Genomic DNA, 15,926 nt, shown 5'->3' with positions numbered 1-15,926 from the left:
GGTGAGTCTTCCGATGACGGGAAGCAACAGCGGGAACACGGGGACGGAGACCGTGGAGCGGACGGAGGCCGGCGCCTCCGGGCACGGCAGGCATCGCGGCGCGGTGACCATGTCCTCGGCCCACGGTGAGCAGTCCGAACCGCGCGGACGGCACCGGGGGCCGCGCGCCGACGAGGCGTAGTCCGCCCGGTTCGAGGACAGGGCCGCGGGGCGTCGGCGGGTCCTCCTGCGGGAACTGCTTCTCCTCGCGGCCGATGTCGTCGATCGGGCCGAGGATCGTCCAGCCGGATCCGAGGGGGCGGGTGGAGCGAAAGCCGTGGGCGTGCGCGTACTCCTCTGCCTCCTGCGCGGTGTCCTCCGCAGCGCGCATGATCGTGTAGCGCGAGGGATCCTCGTGGTGGAGCGGTAGAACGTGCGGCCCTCGTCCTTGGGCTGGTGGAGGATCACGCTGATGCCCCAAAGGGCGTCGTACACCTTCTGGTCGCGTGGCGGCGGCGTCGTGCAGGTGTCGGAGGGGCGGTCGGGCTCGCGGACGCAGGTCCGGTACCGGCTCCGGTCGATGCGTTCGGCGCGGGGGTGTTCCGCGACCGGCTTCCGCAGCCGGGCGTCGGCCGGGCGAAGACGTCCTCGCGGCGGTCGTACTCGTGTCGAAGCCGGTTGAGGCGCTGCCCGTCCGAGCCGCTGCCGGAGTGCGCTTCCGGGCCCGCGCGGACGGCGGCCCGCCAGGCCAGGTACCCGGCCGTCACGACGAGCAGCGTGACGACGAGGACCCGGCCCGGCGAGCGTCTTCGGGGCATCAGGTCGGCGAGGACAGAACGCGCCGTTGCGTCACGGAAGTCGGAAGTCCGGGATCGAACGGGGAAAGCCGGCAGACGGGCGGGATGGTTCCCAGGGGGCTGGAGCGACGGGGTCAGCCGTCGTGGGCGAGGCCGAGCACGTCCGTCGCGGCGAATGTCTCGCCCGGGGGGCGGTCCTTGTAGTGCGGGGTGAGCAGCGCGTCGAGTTCCTCGTAGGTGAACACGTCCTTGGCGGTGTCGAACTTCGCCCGTACCCGGGGTCGTTCGACGATCGCGACCATGCCGCCGTGCACGACGAGGAGCTGGCCGTTGACGTGCGCGGCGGCGGGTGAGGCGAGGTAGCCGACGAGCGGGGCGACGTGTTCGGGGGCGAGCGGGTCGAGGCCCTCGGCGGGTTCGGCGAACCCGGCGAAGACGTCCTCGGTCATCCTGGTGCGGGCGCGGGGGCAGATGACGTTGGTGGTGACGCCGTACTTGGCGAGGGCCAGCGCCGTGGACGTGGTCAGTCCGACGATGCCGCCCTTGGCCGCCGCGTAGTTGGGCTGGCCCGCCGACCCCGCGAGGAACGCCTCGGAGGAGGTGTTCACGATGCGGCCGAAGACGGGGCCGCCGGTCGCCTTGGCGCGTTCGCGCCAGTGGCGGGAGGCGAAGTGGGTGGTGTTGTAGTGGCCCTTGAGGTGGACGTGGATCACCGAGTCCCACTCGTCCTCGGTCATCGAGAAGATCATGCGGTCGCGGAGGATCCCGGCGTTGTTGACGAGGATGTCCAGGGAACCGTACGTATCCACGGCCAACTGGACGAGTTCGGCCGCCTGCTGATGATCGCCGACGTCGCCGCAGTGCGCGGTGGCCGCGCCGCCCTTCGCGCGGATCTCCTCCGCGACCAGCTCGGCCGGGGTGGCGTCGGACCCGCCGGTGCCGTCCCGGCCCGGCCTGCCGTAGTCGTTGACGACGACGTGTGCGCCGAGGCGGGCCAGTTCCAGCGCCTCGGCCCTGCCGAGCCCGCGCCCGGCCCCGGTCACGACGGCCGTGCGGCCCTTGAGCGGCGTAGACATGTGATGCGGCTCCTTGTCGGTTCGCCCCGGTTGAGTGGAGTTCGTCAGAGCTCGATGCACGTCCGCAGGGCGGAACCCGTCCGCATCTGGTCCAGGGCCTCGTTGATCTCCGCGAGAGGGATCCGGTGCGTGATGAGGGACTCCAGGTCGATGCGGCCCGCCCGCCACAGGGCGATGGCGCGCTCGTAGGACCGCAGCACGTCGCCGCCGCCGTACATCGAGGGCAGGATGCGCTTCTCGTCGAAGAACAGCTCGAACATGTTGAGCTGGAGGTGGTCGTCCATGGCGCCGGCACCGACGACGACGAGGGTGCCGCCGCGCCGGGTGGCCTCGTACGCGGCGCGGGCCGTGGCGGATTTGCCGACGACCTCGAAGACGTAGTCGAAGCCCTCGTCCGCCGTGATCCGCCGCTTGGCGTCGGCGAGCCCGTCGGGGTCGACCGCTTCCGTCGCGCCGAACCGCAGGGCCGCCTCGCGCCGCGACGTCACGGGGTCGACGGCGACGATCTGCGCGGCACCCTTGAGCCGGGCGCCCTGGATCGCGGAGATGCCGACGCCGCCGCAGCCGATGACGGCGACCGACGAACCGGACCGCACGTCGGCCGTGTTGATGGCCGCGCCGAGCCCGGTGGTGACGCCGCAGCCGATGAGCGCCGCGATGTCGAAGGGCACGTCGTCGGGGATCGGGACGGCGCATCCCGCGTCGACCACGACCTCCTCGGCGAACGTGCCGGTACCGGCGAAACCGAACACGTCACCGCCGGGGCGCCTGAAGTTGGGGGTGCCCGCGTTCATGAACCCGGCGAGACAGAGCTGGGTCTGTCCGCGCTTGCAGGCCGGGCAGGTGCCGCATGCCGGGAGCCAGCAGACCAGCACCCGCTGACCGGGCGTCAGATTACGCACCCCTTTGCCGACTTCCCCGACTTCGACGATCTCGCCCGCGCCCTCGTGCCCGGGGACGAACGGGGCGGGCTGCGGCAGTACGCCGTTCATGGCGGAGACGTCGGAGTGGCACAGGCCCGTCGCCCGTACCCGGATCCGGACCTTCCCCGGGCCGAAGCCGACCGCCTCGACGTCGTCGAGGACCTCGAGTTTGTCCTGGCCTGTCTCGTGCAGTACGGCTGCTCGCATGGCGTGCGGCTCCTTTGCGTGGCGAAGGTCGTTCAGCGGTGGTCGATGACGGTGTCGGCCAGGACCGGGGCCTCGTCGCGCTCCGGGGCCACCACCGTGACCCGCACCCGGTCCGGCTCCCGCCACATGCGGATGCGCAGCGTCTCGCCGGGGAAGACGATGCCGGTGAAGCGGGTGGCGTAGCGGGTGACGCGGGAGGCGTCGCCGTCGAGGAGCGTGTCGACGACGGCTTTGAGCGTCATGCCGTACGAGCACAGGCCGTGCAGGATCGGCCTGTCGAACCCGGCGAGCTTCGCGAACTCCGGGTCGGCGTGGAGCGGGTTCCAGTCGCCGGAGAGGCGGTAGAGGAGGGCCTGGTCCTCGCGGACGGGCCGGTCGACGGTGTGGTCCGGCGCGCGGGTGGGGGTCTCCGGGCGGGCGGAGGGTCCGCGCTGTCCGCCGAACCCGCCCTCGCCGCGGACGAAGATCTGCGCGTCGCTGGTCCACAACGGGCCGTCGGCGTCGGCGACTTCGGTGCGCAGGACGATGACGGCGGCCTTGGTCTTGTCGTACACGGCGGCCACCCTGGCCGTCGTACGCGCCGTCCCTTCGACGGGGATGGGGCGGTGCAGTTCGATGGTCTGGCCGCCGTGCAGGACGTGGGCGAGGTCCACGTCGATGCCGGGTGCGGCGAGGCCGCCCATCATCGCCGCTCCGGCGCCCGCGACGGTCGCGAAGCTCGGCAGGACCTGGAGCCTGGACTCCAGGGTGTAGCGCAGCTCGCCGGGGTCGGTGGCGGGGGTGCCCGCACCGAGGCCGAGATGGTAGAGCTGGACGTCCTTGTGGCCCCAGGTGATCTCGGCGGTCCGGGGCTCGGCGGCTACGGCCTTCGCGGCGTCGATGGGCATGGGGCAGGGCGCTCCTCACACAGGGCGAGCTGGTCGGGCCGGTCAAGACCTCGGTGCGGCCGTCCGCACCGTCGGCCGCACCGAGGTCGTCGCGGGCCGGTTCTAGAACCTGTTTCATTCCGCCCGGCGATCCTCATGTATAGCCAAGAGCGGAGGGCTTGGGAAGGGCACGGGCCGGGACTTCTGACGAAACGTCAGATGCGCTGCCGGGCGCCGGACATGACATTTGTACCGGCGAGGTGTGGACATGCGCATCTGCCGCCGCACGGCCCCCGGTCCGTAGCGTCGGTGCCATGACGACGAGGACAACGAGCACGACGGGACCGGCAGGGCCGACGGGCGCGACACAGGCGGCCGTGTCCTTCACGGGGGCCGTCAAGGCGTTCGGGGACGTGCGGGCGGTCGACGGGCTCGACCTGCGGATCGCGGCCGGCGAGACGGTGGCCCTGCTCGGCCGCAACGGCGCGGGCAAATCCACCACCATCGCGCTGCTGCTCGGCCTGGACGACCCGGACGAGGGGCGCGTGGAGCTGTTCGGTGCCGCGCCGCGCGACTCCGTACGGGCCGGGCGGGTCGGCGCCATGCTCCAGGAGGGCCGGGCGGTGCCCCGGGTGACCGTGGCCGAGCTGGTCGGTTTCGTGGCCGGGCGGTACCCGGCGCCCATGGACGTACGGGAGGCGCTGCGCCTCGCCGGGATCGAGGAGCTGGCCGGGCGCCGGGTCGACAAGCTGTCGGGCGGGCAGACGCAGCGGGTGCGGTTCGCCGTGGCGCTGGCCGGGAACCCGGCGCTCATCGTGCTCGACGAGCCGACCGCCGCGCTCGACGTCGAGGCGCGGCACGCGTTCTGGGCCTCGATGCGGGCCTTCGCACGGCGCGGGCACACGGTCCTGTTCTCCACGCACTACCTGGAGGAGGCGGACGCCAACGCGGACCGGATCGTCGTGATCGACCGCGGCCGGGTCGTCGCCGACGGCAGCGGCGAGGAGCTGCGCCGGGCGGGCGGCGGCAGCCTGGTCTGCTTCGACCTGGCGGGGCGCGGCTCCGAGGGGCTGGCGCTGCTGCCGGGCGTCCTGTCGGTGGAGATCCGCGGCGACCGGGCGCGGCTGCGCACCGACGACTCCGACGCGACGGTCAGGGCGCTGGCCGCGATGGACGCCGTACGGAACCTGGAGGTCGCCCCGGCCTCCCTCGACGACGCCTTCATGGCGCTGACCGCGGACCCCCGCGACCTGGAGCGTGTGTGATGTGGGATTACCTGGTACTCGAAGTGCGGCGCACCCTGCGGGACGGGAAGTTCGTGATCGGCACGATCGCGATGCCGGTGATGATGTATCTGCTGTTCACCAACATCGGTCCGGTGGACGGCAGTTGGAAGACGGCGTCCATGGTCGGCATGGCCGCGTACGGAGCGCTCGGCGCGGCCCTCAACACGGGCGCCGGGGTCGCCGAGGACAAGGCGATCGGCTGGCTGCGGCAGCTCCGGATCACCCCGATGTCGCCGCGCCAGGGCGTGCTCGGACGGGCCCTGACGGGGGCGGTGACGGTGCTGCCCGCGATCTCGGCGGTGCTGCTCGCGGGCGCCCTCGTCAACGGCGTACGGATGGACGCCTGGAAGTGGCCGGCCGTCGCGCTGCTGCTGTGGGCGGGCTCGCTGCCCTTCACGATGCTGGGCCTCGGCAACGGCTACCGGCTCACCTCGCAGGCCATGGGCGGCATCAACATGCTCTGCTACCTGGGCCTCGCGGTGATCGGTGGGCTGTGGTTCCCGGTGGAACTGTTCCCGGCCTGGCTACGGAACGTCTCGTCCTTCACGCCGACCAACCGCTTCGCGCAGCTCGGCACGGCGGTCGCCGACGGACACGCCCCTTCCCTCGCGGCCCTCGCCGTGCTCGGCTGCTGGCTGCTGGCCTTCGGCTCGTACGCCGTGGTCTCCTACCGCAGGTCCGCGCGCACGGTCTGAGACAGCACGGCCGAACGCATGACGGGGGAATCGGAAAGTGACGGGCATGTCCTGCTGGAGCAAGGTCAACGGGCGGTTCCAGGAACTGCGCGCGACGCGGGCCGAGTGGAAGGCCGAGCACGAGCGGGTGAAGGCGGAGCGCCGGGCGCGCGGCGAGCACGGCCGGCCGCCGGAGGAGCTGGGCCCGCCGCCCACCGGCTTCGCGCTGCTGCCGTGGCTGCTGATGGGCATGGGCGCCTTCTCGAACATCGTGCAGGGCAAGACCGGCAACCCGTGGCTCGGCGCCCTCGGTCTGCTGACCTTCAACTCGCTCTACATCTACGTGGTGTTCCGGGCCTTCCACCACAGGACACGCAACGCGGCGTCGACGCGGCTCGCGCTCGCCCTGATGACGGTGCTGACCTGCGCCCTGGTCGGCGGCTTCGGCGGGAGCTGGGTGGCGTTCTTCCCGCTGCTCGGGCTCGCGGCGGGGGCGATCGTCCGCGGCCCGCACCTCGGCAGGATCGGCCTGGCGCTGACCGCCCTGGCGGGGCTGGTGTCCGGCCTGAAGGAGGGCTGGGACGCGGTCGGCGTCGTGTACGGCACGTTCCTGTCGATGATGGTGACGGCGGCGATCCTCTCCCTGTCCGAGGCGGTACGGGAACTGCGGGCGGCCCGCGAGGAGTTGGCGCGGCGGGCGGTGGAGAAGGAGCGGCTGCGCTTCTCCCGCGACCTGCACGACCTGCTCGGCCACACCCTGTCGGTGATCGTGGTGAAGTCGGAGGCGGCGCGGCGGCTCGCCCCGAGCCGCCTGGACGCGGCACTGGAACAGATCTCCGACATCGAGGCGGTGGGGCGGCAGGCGCTCACCGAGATCCGCGAGGCCGTCACCGGGTACCGGGAGGGCAGCCTCGCCACCGAGCTGGACCGGGCCCGCTCGGCCCTCACCGCGGCCGGGATCGAGCCGGTCGTCCGCCAGTCGGGTCCGCCGCTCTCGGCACAGACGGAGGCGCTGCTCGGCTGGGTGGTGCGCGAGGCGGTGACGAACGCGGTGCGCCACAGCGCGGCCACCACGTGCACGATCTCGGTCGAGGGCACCGTGGAGAGGGTGCGGCTGCGGGTCGCGGACGACGGGGCGGGCGGGGCGGCGGTGACCACCCCGGGGATCGGCGGCACCGGACTCAAGGGCCTCGCCGAGCGACTCGCGACGGCCGGCGGTTCCCTGGAGGCGGAACCCGGCGCGCGCGGCGGCTTCGTGGTCCGGGCCGAACTGCCCGCCGGGGAGCCGGAGTCGTCCCTGGACGCGGCGCCGGCGGAGAGTGTCTGAGGAGGCCGGGCGGGGTGTGGCCACGTAATCTTCCCCCGTGACAGAGATGCCGCAGGACCATCGGCCGGCCAGGAGCGTACGTCTCCTGCTCGCGGAGGACCAGGGAATGATGCGGGGGGCGCTCGCGCTGCTGCTCGGTCTGGAGCCGGACATGGAGGTCGTGGCGCAGGTCGCGGCCGGTGATGTCATCGTCGACAAGGCGCTGGAGTGCCGCCCCGACGTGGCGCTCCTCGACATCGAGCTGCCCGGGCGCAGTGGTCTGGACGCCGCCGCCGATCTGCGCGACGAGGTGCCGGACTGCCGGGTGCTGATCCTGACGACGTTCGGGCGGCCCGGGTATCTGCGCCGGGCGATGGAGGCGGGCGCCGCGGGGTTCCTCGTCAAGGACGGGCCCGTGGAGGATCTGGCCGAGTCGATCCGCAAGGTGCTGCGCGGCGAGACGGTCGTCGACCCGGCGCTCGCCGCCGCCGCGCTGAGCGCGGGGCCGAACCCGTTGACGGCGCGGGAGGCGGATGTGCTGCGGGCCTCGGCGGAGGGGGCGACCGTCTCGGACGTGGCGGGGAAGCTGCACCTCTCGGAGTCGACGGTCCGCAACTACCTCTCGTCGGCGATCGGCAAGACGGGCACCCGCAATCGCACGGAGGCGTTTCGCGAGGCCCGTCAGCAGGGGTGGCTGTAGCGCCCCGCGTCGCAACGACAGGCTCTCAGTCCGCCGTGGCGCGCCGGCCCGGCATCCACACCAGCAGCACCACGACCGCCAGCACGAGGATCCCGGCTCCGCAGAGGAACGCCGCCGCGTATCCCCGGGTCAGCGCCGAGGGGTCCGCCGCGCCCGCGGAGCGGCTCGCCGCGACGGTCGACAGGATCGCGAGGCCCAGGGAGCCCCCGAGGGTGCGGCTCGTGTTGATCAGACCGGAGACGAGCCCGGCGTCCCCCGGCGCCGCCCCGGACGTCGCCAGCGACGCGAGCGGCGTCATCGCGAACCCGGCCCCGGCCATCATCACGATGCCGGGCAGCATGATCGTGGTGACGTAGGAGCCGTCCGCGGTCATGGTCGACTGCCAGCCGAATCCGGCGGCGGTGACGATCACCCCGGCCACGGCGACGTTCCGCGACCCGAATCTCGGCATCAGGCGCGGCGCGATCTTCGACCCGGCGACCACCGCGAGGGAGCTGGGCACGAGGGCCAGTCCCGCCTCGACGGGGCTGTAGCCGAGCACGTTCTGCGCGTACAGGGTCATGAAGAACCACATGGCGAAGCTGCCCATGCCGCAGACGAACATCGCCGCGTTGGCCGCCGCCACGGACCGCACCCGGAACAGGCCGAGCGGCATCAGCGGCAGACGCGTACGGGCTTCGACGGCGAGGAACCCGGCGATCAGCGCGAGCGCCACGGCCAGCGGGACCAGCGTCGCGGGGGCGCCCCAGCCCTCCGCCTCGGTCTGCACGATGGCGTAGGCGAGGGTGGCGGTACCCGCCGTCACGAGGAGGGCGCCCGGCAGGTCGAGCCGGCGTTCGCCACCGGACCTGGACTCGCGGATCCAGCGGGCGGCGGCGGCGAGGACGACGACTCCGAGGGGCACGTTGATGAGCAGGACCCAGCGCCAGTTCAGGCCCTCGGTCAGGACGCCGCCGACCAGTCCGCCGGCCGCGCCGCCGCCCGCGCCGACGGCGGTCCAGGTCGCGATGGACCGGGCCCGCGCCGCGCCTTCCGGGACGGCCGAGGTGAGGATGGTGAGGGTGGAGGGGGCGAGCACGGCGGCGCCGAGCCCCTGGACGGCCCGCGCCGCGAGGAGCTGCCAGTCGTCCTGCGCGAGGCCGCCCACGAGGGAGGCGAGGGTGAACAGGCCGAGGCCGACCAGGAACATCCGCTTGCGCCCGAAGAGGTCGCCCGCGCGTCCGCCCAGCAGCATGAACCCGGCGAACGCGATCGAGTACGCGTTCACGACCCACTGGAGTCCGGTCGCGCTCAGCCCGAGGTCGGCGCGCATGGACGGCAGGGCCACGTTCACGACGGACACGTCGAGCACGACGAGGAACTGCCCGGCACACGCCACGGCCACCACGAGCCAGGCGGGCGGCGCGGGCGTACGGGCGCGGAGGCCCGCGCGGGGCGGGGTCTCGGTATCGGTGTCCATGTCGGTGGCGGTGTCGGATGAGGTCTGCGGCATGAGTGTCATGGTCGCAGCCCATCGGCACCCCGTACATCAGAATTTAGGTGCACGGGACATGGGGCGGAGGTCATACGCCTCGGGACCTAGGTCCCGGACGACACCAGCGTGACGACCGCCGCGCCGCCGAGGCCGATGTTGTGGGCGAGACCGATCCGGGCCCCGGGCACCTGACGGGCCTGGGCCTCGCCGCGCAACTGCCAGGTCAGTTCGGCCAGTTGGGCGATGCCGGTGGCGCCGAGCGGGTGGCCCTTCGAGATGAGGCCGCCGGAGGGGTTCACGACCCAGCGGCCACCGTACGTGGTCGCGCCCGACTCGACGAGCTTGCCGGAGTCGCCCGCCTCGCACATGCCGAGCGCCTCGTACGTCAGGAGTTCATTGACCGAGAAGCAGTCGTGGAGCTCGATGACGTCGACGTCCTCGATGCCGAGCCCCGCCTTCGCGTACACCTGGCGCGCCGCCTCCCGCGTCATCGGCTGCCCCACCACGTCGATGCACGAGCCCGACGCGAACGACTCCCGCGTGTCCGTCGTCATCGCCTGGGCCACGATCTCGACGGCCCGCTCCCCGAGGTCCCGTTCCGCGACGAAGCGTTCCGAGACGACGACGGCCGCCGCCGCGCCGTCGGAGGTCGGTGAGCACTGGAGCCGGGTCAGCGGCCGGTGGATCGTCTTCGCGGCGAGGACCTCGTCGACCGTGTACGCGTCCTGGAACTGCGCGTACGGATTGTGGACCGAGTGGCGGTGGTTCTTCGCGCCGACCGCCGCGAGCTGCGCCTCGGTCGTGCCGTACCTCTCCATGTGCTCGCGCGCCGCGTCGCCGAAGATCTGGGCGGTGGGCGGGGTCGCCTCGAAGCCGTGCCGGGCGGCCATGATGCCGTAGTGCCGGGCGACGGGTGAGGTGGCGAAGTCCCCGCCGTCGGCGCCGCCGCCGAGCGCGCCGCGCCTCATCTTCTCGAAGCCGAGCGCGAGGACGCAGTCGCTCGCCCCGCCCTCCACGAACTGCCGCGCCAGCATCAGCGCGGTCGAACCGGTCGCGCAGTTGTTGTTGACGTTGTAGACGGGGACGCCGGTCAACCCCAGTTCGTAGGCGGCTCGTTGCCCCGCCGTGGAGGTCTGGAAGCAGTAGCCGACGGGGACCTGCTGGACGTCCGCGTAGGTGATGCCCGCGTCGGCGAGCGCCGCGACCCCCGCCTCCTTCGCCATGTCCCAGTACTGCCGGTCGCCGCTCTCGGGCTTCTCGAACCTGGTCATGCCGACGCCGACGATGTACGACCTCATGACGGACCGCCTCCTGCCGGTAGCTGACGAGGCGTCAGATACTGGCAGGAGGGAGCACCGAACGGAAGGCCGTCAGCGGAAGGCCGCGTGGCCCGTCAGCGCCTGGCCGAGGGCGAGGGTGTGCATCTCGGTGGTGCCTTCGTACGTCAGCACGGACTCCAGGTTGTTGGCGTGGCGGATCACCGGGTATTCGAGGGAGATGCCGTTGGCGCCGAGGATCGTGCGGGCGGTGCGGCAGATCTCGATGGCCTCGCGGACGTTGTTCAGCTTGCCGAAGCTGATCTGCGCCGGGTGGACGCCTGCGGGCGAGTCCTTGAGGGCGGAGAGGTGGAGGGCGGTCAGCGTCGCCTTGTGCAGTTCCAGCGCCATGTCGACCAGCTTCTGCTGCGTGAGCTGGAACGCGGCGATCGGCTTGCCGAACTGCTCGCGCTGCACGGCGTAGTCGCGCGCCGCCCGCCACGCCGAACGGGCCGCGCCCGTCACGCCCCAGACGATGCCGTAGCGCGCCTCGTTGAGGCAGGTCAGCGGGGCGCCGACGCCCCGCGCGGCCGGCAGTTGGGCGGCGGCGGGCAGGCGGACGCCGTCCAGGACCAACTCGCTCGTCACCGACGCCCGCAGCGACATCTTGTGCTTGATGAGCGGCGCCGAGAAGCCGGGGGTGGAGGTGGGCACGACGAAGCCGCGGACCCCCTCCTCCGTCTGGGCCCAGACGACGGCGACGGCCGCCACCGAACCGTTGGTGATCCACATTTTGCGGCCGTCGAGCACCCAGTCGTCGCCGTCCCTGCGGGCCCGCGTCGTCATCGACGCGGGATCCGAGCCGTGGTCGGGCTCGGTCAGGCCGAAGCAGCCGATGGCCTCGCCCGCGGCCATCCTCGGCAGCCACTCCTGCTTCTGCTCCTCGGAGCCGAAGCGGTGGATGGCGAACATGGCCAGGGAGCCCTGGACCGAGACGAACGAGCGCAGCCCCGAGTCGGTGGCCTCCAGCTCGCGGCAGGCGATGCCGTACGCGCGGGCCGACATGCCCGCGCAGCCGTACCCCTCCAAGTGCATGCCGAGCAGGCCCATCGCGCCGAACTCCCGGGCGAGACCGGGCAGATCCGGCAGTTCGCCGGACTCGAACCAGTCGGCGATGTGCGGCTCGACCTTGTCGTCGAGGAACTGGCGGACGGTGTCGCGCACGTCCCGCTCCTCGTCGGTCAGGAGGGCTTCGAGGTTCAGCGGGTCGACGGGGTCGAGGGCGGCGAACGGCATGGGGCTCAGGCTCCTTGAGGGTGGTCTTCCAGGGGGTTCGGTCGGACGGGTTCAGGACTCGGGCGCGTCCAGGAGACGGTCGATCTCCGCCTTCCCGTACCCGAGTTCGGCGAGTATGTCGCGGCTCTGCTCGCCCAGCGTGGGCGGGGCGCTGCGCACGGGCGGGCGGGCGCCGCCGAAGGAGACGGGGAACGCGACCTGGCGGAGCGGGCCCACCACCGGGTGGTCGACCTCCCGCACCATGCCGAGCGCGGCGGTCTGCGGGCAGGCGTACACCTCGTCGAGGGTGCGGATGGCGGCGACGGGGACGCCGAGCGGCTTCAGCAGGGCGATCCAGTGCGCGACCGGCTCGTCGACCAGGACCGCCTGGAGTTTGGCGTTGAGGGCGTCGCGGTGCGTGACCCGGTCGCGGTTGGTGGCGAAGCGGGGGTCGTCCGCCCACCGCGGGTGGCCGAGGGCGCCGGCCAGGCGGCGGAACAGGGCGTCGTTGCCGACGGCAATCACGAAGTGGCCGTCGGCGGCCGGGTACGCCTGGTACGGGACGAGGCTCGGGTGGCCCGAGCCGAGGCGGGTGGGGCGCTCGCCGGTGGCGAAGTAGCCGGTGGCCCAGTTGATGTGCAGGGCGAGCTGCGACTCGTAGAGGGACGTCGTGACGTACTGGCCGCGGCCCGTGCGTTCGCGTTCGACGAGGGCCGCGGTGACGCCGACGAGGCCGAAGAGGGCGGCGCCCAGGTCACCCATCGCGTAACCGGCCTTGACCGGAGGGCCGTCCGGTTCGCCGGTGAGCGACATGAGCCCGGCACTTGCCTGGGCCACCATGTCGTAGCCGGGCTCGTCGCGCAGGGGTCCGGTGTCGCCGAACGCCGAGATGTGCAGGACGACCAGGCGCGGGTAGCGGGCACTCAGCTCGCGGTGGTCGAAGAGGCGGGCGAGGGAGGAGCCGGGGCGGAAGTTCTCGACCAGCACGTCCGCGTCGGCGAGCATCCGGTGCACGGCCTCCTGGCCGCCGGGCGACTTCAGGTCGAGGGTCACCGACCGTTTGCCGCGGTTGGCCGCGAGGTAGTACGTGGCGTCGGGGCCGTTGAAGGGCGGGCCCCAGGAGCGGGTGGGGTCGCCGCCCTCGGGGTGTTCGACCTTGATGACGTCGGCGCCGAGGTCGGCGAGGGACATGGTGACGTAGGGGCCCGCGAGGATCTTGGAGAGGTCGACGACCTTCATGCCGTCCAGCGGCGCCGGGGTCGTCTCGGGCTCGGGCACGGTCGTTCTCCTGGGGTTCGGCGGGCGGAACGCGTCCACCTTCCGTCACTTCGCCGACCTGGTCCAGGGCAGGGTGGGCCAGGAAGTACGGGCGCGGAGTACATGTAAACAAAAGGTCAAGAAATGACCTCGTACGACGATCGTCGGAATAGTCGCCCGAGGAAACAGGTTCGGCTTACACGCAACCTGCCCGCACGCCGACGCACGCGCGCCCACCGCCGTACGCGCACCCTCGCCGTCCCCGAGACCGCCTTCCGGAGGCCCTTCTCCATGTCCCAGCCGACGACCACCACGCGCCGAACCGGCGGTGTCGTCCCCGTCCTCGCCTTCGCCGGCATCGTCGTAGCGGTCATGCAGACGCTGCTCGTGCCGGTGATCAAGGACCTGCCCGAGCTGCTGAGCACCGCGCCCTCCAACGCCACCTGGGTCATGACCGCGACCCTGCTCGCCGGCGCCGTGGCCACCCCGATCATGGGCCGCCTCGGCGACCTCGCGGGCAAGCGCAGGATGCTGCTCACCAGCCTCGCCGTCATGGTCGTGGGCTCGCTGATCTGCGGCTTCACCGATCAGCTCGTCGTGATGATCGCGGGCCGCGCCCTTCAGGGCTTCGCCATGGGCGCCATCCCGCTCGGCATCGGCCTGATGCGCGACATGCTGCCGCCGGAGAAGCTCGGCTCGGCCATGGCGCTGATGTCCTCCTCCATCGGTGTCGGCGGCGGCCTCGCGCTGCCGCTGGCCGCGCTCGTCGCCCAGCACGCCGACTGGCACGCCCTGTTCTTCGGCGCCGCCGCACTCGGCGTCGTCTCGATCGTCCTCACGCTCGTCTTCGTCCCCGAGAGCCCGCTGCGCGCCAAGGGCACCTTCGACGTCGCGGGCGCCATCGGCCTCTCGCTCGGCCTGGTCCTCTTCCTCCTGCCGATCACCAAGGGCAGCGACTGGGGCTGGAGCAGCGGCACCACGCTCGGCCTGTTCGCCGCCGCGCTCGTCGTGCTCGTCGCCTGGGGCGTGATGGAGCTGCGCCTGAAGGCGCCGCTGGTCGACCTGCGCACCACCGCCCGCCGCGAGGTGCTGCTCACCAACCTCGCCTCGATCATGGTCGGTGTCGCGTTCTACGCGATCTCCCTGGTCCTGCCGCAGTTGCTCCAGTTGCCGTCCGCCACCGGCTACGGCCTCGGCCAGTCGATGGTCGTCGCCGGTCTGTGCGTGGCGCCGCTCGGCCTGACCATGATGTTCACGGCCCCGGTCTACGCGCGCCTCTCCGCCCGCTTCGGCCCGAAGGTCACCCTGATCCTCGGCATGCTGATCATCGCGATCGGCTACGGCTCCGGGCTCGGCCTGATGAGCGCCGCCTGGCAGACCATCGTCATCTCGGTGGTCGTGGGCGCCGGTATCGGGCTCGCCTACTCCTCGCTGCCCGCGCTGATCATCGGCGCGGTCGACGCCTCCGAGACGGGCGCCGCCAACGGCCTCAACACCCTGATGCGCTCCATCGGCACATCGGTGTCGTCGGCCGTCATCGGCATGGTCCTCGCCAACACCGCGGACCACGTGGGCGGCGCCGCGATCCCCACGATGCACGGCTTCCGCGTCTCCTTCCTCATCGCCACGGGCGCCGTCGCCGTCGGCGTCCTGCTCGCCCTCTTCCTGCCGGGGCGCCGCGCGGCCACCGTGCGCCAGCAGGTGCAGCTCCGCGCCAGCAGCGAGGAGGACGCCAACCTGGCCCGCGCCGACGAGGCCCTCGCCGCCTTCCGCGGCCAGGTCCTGGACCCGGCGGGCCTGCCCGTCGCCCACGCCAAGGTGACGCTGATCGACCGGCGCGGCCGGCAGGCGGGCGCCGCGCTCACCGACGCCGAGGGCCGCTACGCGCTCGCGGTGCCCTCCGGCGGCTCGTACGTCCTCGCGGCCACGGCCCACGGCCACGCCCCGCGCGCCTCGGCCGCCACGCACCACGGCGAGGACCGGCCGGTCGACGTGGACCTGGCTCTCGAAGCGGTCGCCGAGACGGTCAGGTAACGACGGCGAAGGGGCTGCGGGCAGCCCGGGTCGAGGACGCGCCGCGCACCCCGCGCGGCGCGTCCCGTCGTTCGCGGGGGCCGGGCTGCCGACCGGGCCGCGCGCCGCGTACGGCAGCATGAGGCCATGACCAGCACTCCGAGCACGCAGCACCCCAGCATCTCCCCGGCCCCCGACGTCCTCGCCGCCTTCGAGAACGCCAAGGGGTTCATGCCGCTCGGGGAGGGGCTCGCGCTGTACGCCGCCGCGGTCGAGGCCGCGACGCTCGGCCTGCCGCTCCTGGAGGTCGGCACCTACTGCGGCCGGTCCACGATCCTGCTCGCCGACGCCGCCCGCGCCGCCGGGGTCCCGGCGCTCACCGTCGACCACCACCGGGGCAGCGAGGAGCAGCAGCCCGGCTGGGAGTTCCACGACCCGGAGACCGTCGACCCGGTGGTCGGGCTCATGGACACGCTCCCCACCTTCCGGCGCACGCTGCACGCGGCGGGCCTCGAGGAGCACGTCATCGCGCTGGTCGGGCGCTCCCCGCAGGTGGCGCGGGCCTGGGGCGGCGAGCTCGGGCTCGTCTTCGTCGACGGCGGCCACACCGACGAGCACGCGAACGCCGACTACGAGGGCTGGGCCCCGCACGTCGCCGACGGCGGGCTGCTCGCCATCCACGACGTCTTCCCCGTCAAGCACGACGAGTGGACGGGACAGGCCCCGTACCGCGTGTACCTCCGGGCACTGGAGTCCGGCGCGTTCACCGAGGTCTCGGAACACGACTCGCTGCGCGTCCTGCGCCGAACGGGCGCGGGGATCTGAGGGCACCGTTAG

Annotated in this window: 14 protein-coding genes; 7 read left to right on the top strand and 7 right to left on the bottom strand. The window is 72.6% G+C overall.

The annotated features are described in order from the left end of the window. Nucleotides 1-13: 13 nt before the first annotated feature. Nucleotides 14-181, top strand: coding sequence for a hypothetical protein (locus ACIRF8_RS05910; RefSeq protein WP_404211234.1), 168 nt, complete (start codon nt 14-16; stop codon nt 179-181). 729 nt (nt 182-910) lie between these two features. On the opposite strand, the gene ACIRF8_RS05905 is transcribed toward ACIRF8_RS05910, so the two are convergent. The 3 genes from ACIRF8_RS05905 to ACIRF8_RS05895 are packed head-to-tail and all read right to left on the bottom strand — an operon-like array spanning nt 911 to nt 3,869. Then, entirely contained in the window at nt 911-1,852 is a 942-nt protein-coding gene (locus tag ACIRF8_RS05905; protein ID WP_404211232.1) for a 3-oxoacyl-ACP reductase, read from the bottom strand. Nucleotides 1,853-1,896: 44 nt separating this feature from the next. Next, on the bottom strand, nt 1,897-2,982 hold the full coding sequence (locus ACIRF8_RS05900) for a Zn-dependent alcohol dehydrogenase (protein ID WP_404211230.1): 1,086 nt from the start codon (nt 2,980-2,982) through the stop codon (nt 1,897-1,899). Nucleotides 2,983-3,014: 32 nt separating this feature from the next. Continuing rightward, nucleotides 3,015-3,869, bottom strand: coding sequence for a MaoC/PaaZ C-terminal domain-containing protein (locus tag ACIRF8_RS05895; RefSeq protein ID WP_404211229.1), 855 nt, complete (start codon nt 3,867-3,869; stop codon nt 3,015-3,017). Nucleotides 3,870-4,162: 293 nt separating this feature from the next. On the opposite strand from ACIRF8_RS05895, the gene ACIRF8_RS05890 reads away from it, so the two are divergent. From ACIRF8_RS05890 to ACIRF8_RS05875, 4 genes are read left to right on the top strand one after another with little or no spacing between them, the layout of a single operon-like run. Further along, complete coding sequence (locus tag ACIRF8_RS05890; RefSeq protein WP_404211228.1) at nt 4,163-5,113, top strand: ATP-binding cassette domain-containing protein; 951 nt, start codon at nt 4,163-4,165, stop codon at nt 5,111-5,113. Beyond that, nucleotides 5,113-5,829: an ABC transporter permease gene (locus tag ACIRF8_RS05885; RefSeq protein WP_404211226.1), complete on the top strand. Its 717-nt coding sequence runs from the start codon at nt 5,113-5,115 to the stop codon at nt 5,827-5,829. Before ACIRF8_RS05890 ends, ACIRF8_RS05885 begins: the two co-directional genes overlap by 1 nt. 46 nt (nt 5,830-5,875) lie before the next feature. Then, on the top strand, nt 5,876-7,135 hold the full coding sequence (locus ACIRF8_RS05880; RefSeq protein ID WP_404211224.1) for a sensor histidine kinase: 1,260 nt from the start codon (nt 5,876-5,878) through the stop codon (nt 7,133-7,135). A 46-nt stretch (nt 7,136-7,181) separates the two neighbouring features. Beyond that, complete coding sequence (locus tag ACIRF8_RS05875) at nt 7,182-7,814, top strand: response regulator (RefSeq protein ID WP_404212305.1); 633 nt, start codon at nt 7,182-7,184, stop codon at nt 7,812-7,814. Between the two features lie 25 nt (nt 7,815-7,839). Here the strand turns inward: ACIRF8_RS05875 and ACIRF8_RS05870 are convergent, their stop codons facing one another. The 4 genes from ACIRF8_RS05870 to ACIRF8_RS05855 all read right to left on the bottom strand — a co-directional run bounded on the left by ACIRF8_RS05870 (nt 7,840) and on the right by ACIRF8_RS05855 (nt 13,097). Beyond that, nucleotides 7,840-9,273 (bottom strand): DHA2 family efflux MFS transporter permease subunit, encoded by a 1,434-nt coding sequence (locus ACIRF8_RS05870; protein ID WP_404212303.1) that lies wholly within the window; start codon nt 9,271-9,273, stop codon nt 7,840-7,842. 119 nt (nt 9,274-9,392) lie between these two features. After that, nucleotides 9,393-10,586 carry a lipid-transfer protein gene (locus tag ACIRF8_RS05865; protein WP_404211222.1) on the bottom strand — a complete coding sequence of 398 codons (1,194 nt, stop codon included), beginning with the start codon at nt 10,584-10,586 and terminating at the stop codon, nt 9,393-9,395. Between the two features lie 72 nt (nt 10,587-10,658). Beyond that, nucleotides 10,659-11,840 (bottom strand): acyl-CoA dehydrogenase family protein, encoded by a 1,182-nt coding sequence (locus ACIRF8_RS05860; RefSeq protein ID WP_404211220.1) that lies wholly within the window; start codon nt 11,838-11,840, stop codon nt 10,659-10,661. A 51-nt stretch (nt 11,841-11,891) separates the two neighbouring features. Continuing rightward, nucleotides 11,892-13,097 carry a CaiB/BaiF CoA transferase family protein gene (locus ACIRF8_RS05855; RefSeq protein WP_404211218.1) on the bottom strand — a complete coding sequence of 402 codons (1,206 nt, stop codon included), beginning with the start codon at nt 13,095-13,097 and terminating at the stop codon, nt 11,892-11,894. Between the two features lie 270 nt (nt 13,098-13,367). On the opposite strand from ACIRF8_RS05855, the gene ACIRF8_RS05850 reads away from it, so the two are divergent. Together ACIRF8_RS05850 and ACIRF8_RS05845 are read left to right on the top strand one after the other, a co-directional pair. Next, nucleotides 13,368-15,110: an MFS transporter gene (locus ACIRF8_RS05850; RefSeq protein ID WP_404211216.1), complete on the top strand. Its 1,743-nt coding sequence runs from the start codon at nt 13,368-13,370 to the stop codon at nt 15,108-15,110. Nucleotides 15,111-15,236: 126 nt separating this feature from the next. Then, complete coding sequence (locus tag ACIRF8_RS05845) at nt 15,237-15,914, top strand: class I SAM-dependent methyltransferase (RefSeq protein WP_404211214.1); 678 nt, start codon at nt 15,237-15,239, stop codon at nt 15,912-15,914. Nucleotides 15,915-15,926 lie beyond the last annotated feature (12 nt).

Origin of the sequence: Streptomyces sp. NPDC102406 (assembly GCF_044765725.1) — a bacterium.
Classification (GTDB): Bacteria; Actinomycetota; Actinomycetes; order Streptomycetales; family Streptomycetaceae; genus Streptomyces.
The sequence above is the reverse complement of the archived record's forward strand: the minus strand, read 5'-3'. Positions and strand labels throughout refer to the sequence as shown.